Genomic DNA, 3,819 nt, shown 5'->3' with positions numbered 1-3,819 from the left:
AGCAACGTCTCCGTGGGTCCGCCGGTGGAACTGCTCATTTACCATACCGACAGCCTGCGGGCCGGGCGTTACCTGAGCCTGTCCGAGGAAGACCCTTTTTACCGCAGCATCGGCGAGCGCTGGAGTCAGGGGTTGCTGCGGGCGCTGGATGATCTGCCGCGCTTTGCCTGGGAAACTTCTGGCATCCCGCCGGCCTAAGCTCCGGGAATGCAGGTAAAGATGGGAAACGTCCCATGCACCAAATATGAATAATATGCACCGTTATGGTGCAAACAACTCTCCCTGCTCAGGCACAATCTGATACAAAGGCGGCAAATCCAGGACAGAGTCAAGGCGCACAGACCAACGCCTACAGAAGACCCAAAAGCCGATGACCAGATTTACCGATCAGAATAGCGTTGTTACAGCGCTCCGGAAAAATCGGAGACCACCCGGCCAGTAGTTGGCACAAGCTTTGCTGGCATCTCTCTAATGACCGGAGCGCGGCCCGATCCAGTATACAGACGAATACGTCGTTTCACCGCCATATTCAGAAGCATGCGCGTGCATCACGCAAGAGGAGAAAAGGCTTATGGATTGGCTGAGCAAGCATTATCAGCAGCAGAGTACCTACGATGAACTGGTAGGCGAGGGCGGCGTTCCGCGCCTGGCCGCAGCCCCGCTGTTTGATTACCTCAGCACCTTGGACAGCAACGAACTGCTCGCCCGCCGGCAGGCCGCAGATGCCGCCATCCTCGCGATGGGCATTACCTTCACCGTGTATAGCGAGGCCGGCAATATCGACCGCGCCTGGCCCTTCGACATCATTCCCCGCATTATGTCACGGCGGGAATGGGTACACATTGAAGAGGGACTCAAGCAACGCTTACAAGCCCTCAACCTTTTTATCGACGACCTGTATAACGCGCAGCGCATTGTCGCCGACGGCGTTTTCCCCGCCGAAGTACTGGCCAGCTCCCGTAATTTCCGGAACGCCTGTCGGGGCGTGCATCCGCCTTTGGGGGTCTGGGCGCACATCTGCGGCAGCGATCTGGTGCGCGATGCCGACGGCACGGTCTATGTGTTGGAAGACAATCTGCGTGTTCCGTCTGGCGTCTCTTACATGCTGGAGAACCGGCAGATCATGAAGCGGCTCTTTCCAGAGCTCTTCAACTCCTCCACTATCCTGCCGGTGGACGACTACCCCAACCGGCTTTACGAAACGCTCGCGGCCCTGTCCCCGCGCGAGGGGGAGCGACCCGTCGTTGCGGTGCTCACCCCCGGCATCTATAACTCGGCCTACTTCGAGCATAGTTATCTGGCGCAGCAGATGGGGGCCTATCTGGCGGAAGGTGCGGACTTTTTCGTCGGCAACGACGATGTCGTTTATCTCAAGACAATCTCCGGGCCACAGCGGGTGGACGTGATCTACCGGCGCATCGATGATGATTATCTCGATCCCGAAATCTTTCTTCCCGACTCCGCCCTCGGTATTCCCGGGCTGCTGCGCGCCTGGCGACGCGGCACGATCGCCATCGCCAATGCCCCCGGTGCCGGAGTCGCCGATGACAAGGTGGTGTACGCCTTCGTGCCCGAGATCATCCGCTACTATCTGGCTGCCGAACCTATCCTGCCCAACGTGCCAACCTACCTGTGCATGCGCGACGCGGACCGTGATTACGTGCTGGGTCACCTGGACGAACTGGTGGTCAAACCGGCCAATGAATCGGGTGGTTACGGCATGCTTATCGGACCGCGCGCCACGCCGGAAGAGCGGGTCCGCTTCGCGGAGCGAATCATTGCCAACCCGCGCAATTATATCGCCCAACCCACGCTGAATCTTTCCACCGCGCCGACTTTGGTGGACGATCACCTGGAACCCCGTCACCTGGACTTGCGCCCCTTTATTTTGCAGGCTGACAAAATGTACGTGACCACCGGCGGCCTGACCCGGGTGGCCATGCAACCCGGCTCGCTGGTGGTGAACAGCTCCCAGGGCGGCGGCAGCAAAGACACCTGGATTGTCGATGAGGAGGCCCCATGCTTTCGCGAGTAGCTGAAAACCTGTACTGGATGGCCCGCTATCTGGAGCGGACCGAAGACATGGCTCGGCTGATCAATGCCACCACACTGCTGCTGCTCGACCTGCCCCAGGGCGCCAAGTTCGGCTGGGACATTCTCTTGCAGGTGACGGGTGACGCCGAACTCTACACGGAGCACTACGGCACGCCGGAGGAAGGCCGCATCATGCGATTTCTCATTGCCGACGAGCGCAACCCCAACTCGGTGATGGCCGCCATCCATCAGGCCCGGGAGAACTGCCGCACCTTCCGCGACCTGCTCCCCGCCGAGTTCTGGGAGCGCCTGAACACCCTCTTCCTCTTCGTCCGCGAACATGCTGGCACCAGCTCGGACAGCCGTCATGCACGTTATGCCTTTCTCAGCGAGGTCATTTCCCGACGCCACGCCCTGGTGGGCCTGCTCATCAGCAGCATGAGCCAGGACAATGTGTACCAGTTCATCAAGCTGGGCCGCAACATGGAACGCGCCGACATGACCACGCGCATTATTGACGTGACCAGCGCCGTGATCCTGCCTCAGGATCACGGCCTACAGAAAACGACCGGGAACAGCCTCTGGCTGGGCGTATTGCGGGCCCTGAGCGCCGTTGAGATGTACCGCCGCCATGTTTCCGTGCAGGTGCGCAGCAATCAGGTGGTGGACTATCTGCTCAAGGACGGCAAGTTTCCGCGCAGCATGAAATATTGCCTGGGTGAGATGGAGGTGGCGCTCGCCCACCTGCCCAACGCGGGCATCCCTTCCGAGGTGGTGCGCCGGGCGCGGCGGCGCCTGGACACCCTGAAGTTCGCCAACCTGCGCCCGGACCTGCTGCACGAATACCTCGATCAGGCGCAGAAAGATCTGGCCATGGTCCACCGCACCATTCAAGGCACCTACTTCGCCCGTGATGCTTCGGGCTTCGATGGCGTGCCTAAGGGACTGCACTTGAGCGCTGTACAAGCCTGACGGAAAACACGACATACACATCACCTCCAGAGGGAATCATCATGGGTATCCATGTCGTCCTGCGCCACCAGACCGAGTATGACTTTGATCGCCTGGTGCAGATCCACCCCCATGTGCTGCGCCTGCGCCCGGCGCCCCATTGCCGGACGCCGATCCTCGCCTACTCGCTCAACGTCGAACCGGCCAGACACTTCCTCAACTGGCAACAGGACCCTTTCGGTAATTATCAGGGGCGCCTCGTTTTTCCGGAACGCGCAAAGTCGCTCCAGGTGGATGTGGAGGTCATCGCCGACCTGACAGTGATAGATCCCTTTGATTTTTTTATAGAGCCGGCGGCAGAACATTGGCCCTTCCATTACGATCCCACCCTCCGCAAAGAACTGGCACCCTACCTGGAGCAGGAGGAGGCAGGCCCGTTAATGCAGCGTTTTCTGCTCGACATCAAGCGCCGTCGTCAGCGCACCGTGGATTTCCTCGTTGCCGTTAACCAGCGACTACAGGGGCACATCGGCTATACCCTGCGCATGGAGGTCGGGGTACAAACCCTGGAAGAAACCCTGCAAAAAGCCAGCGGCTCCTGTCGCGACACCGCCTGGCTGCTGGTGCAGGTACTCCGCCACATGGGTCTCGCCGCTCGCTTCGTGTCCGGCTATCTGGTGCAACTAGTGGCTGATCAGGCGCCACTGGATGGACCGTCAGGTCCAGCCAGTGATTTCACCGATCTCCACGCCTGGGTGGAGGTTTATGTTCCCGGCGCCGGCTGGATCGGTCTCGATCCTACCTCCGGACTGCTTGCCAGCGAGGGACACATCC

At 60.2% G+C, this 3,819-nt stretch carries 3 protein-coding genes and 1 pseudogene; all 4 read left to right on the top strand.

The features are described from left to right. Window positions 1-198, top strand: a pseudogene (locus AC2VNK_RS04155) (peptidase); the annotation flags it as partial. A gap of 373 nt (window positions 199-571) precedes the next feature. Continuing rightward, complete coding sequence (locus tag AC2VNK_RS04150; RefSeq protein ID WP_486882923.1) at window positions 572-2,035, top strand: circularly permuted type 2 ATP-grasp protein; 1,464 nt, start codon at window positions 572-574, stop codon at window positions 2,033-2,035. After that, on the top strand, window positions 2,020-3,006 hold the full coding sequence (locus tag AC2VNK_RS04145; RefSeq protein WP_486882922.1) for an alpha-E domain-containing protein: 987 nt from the start codon (window positions 2,020-2,022) through the stop codon (window positions 3,004-3,006). The genes AC2VNK_RS04150 and AC2VNK_RS04145 overlap by 16 nt, the downstream gene beginning before the upstream one ends. 41 nt (window positions 3,007-3,047) lie before the next feature. Beyond that, window positions 3,048-3,819, top strand: a 772-nt coding sequence (locus AC2VNK_RS04140; protein WP_486882921.1) for a transglutaminase family protein, incomplete at its 3' end; no start/stop codon positions are given.

The organism is Acidithiobacillus sp. TH-A35, from assembly GCF_057473505.1.
The sequence above is the reverse complement of the archived record's forward strand: the minus strand, read 5'-3'. Positions and strand labels throughout refer to the sequence as shown.

Bases quoted from the DNA above. Each gene is read 5' to 3' on its own strand.
- AC2VNK_RS04150 (WP_486882923.1), top strand. From the start codon at position 572: ATGGATTGGCTGAGCAAGCATTATCAGCAGCAGAGTACCTACGATGAA.
- AC2VNK_RS04145 (WP_486882922.1), top strand. From the start codon at position 2,020: ATGCTTTCGCGAGTAGCTGAAAACCTGTACTGGATGGCCCGCTATCTG.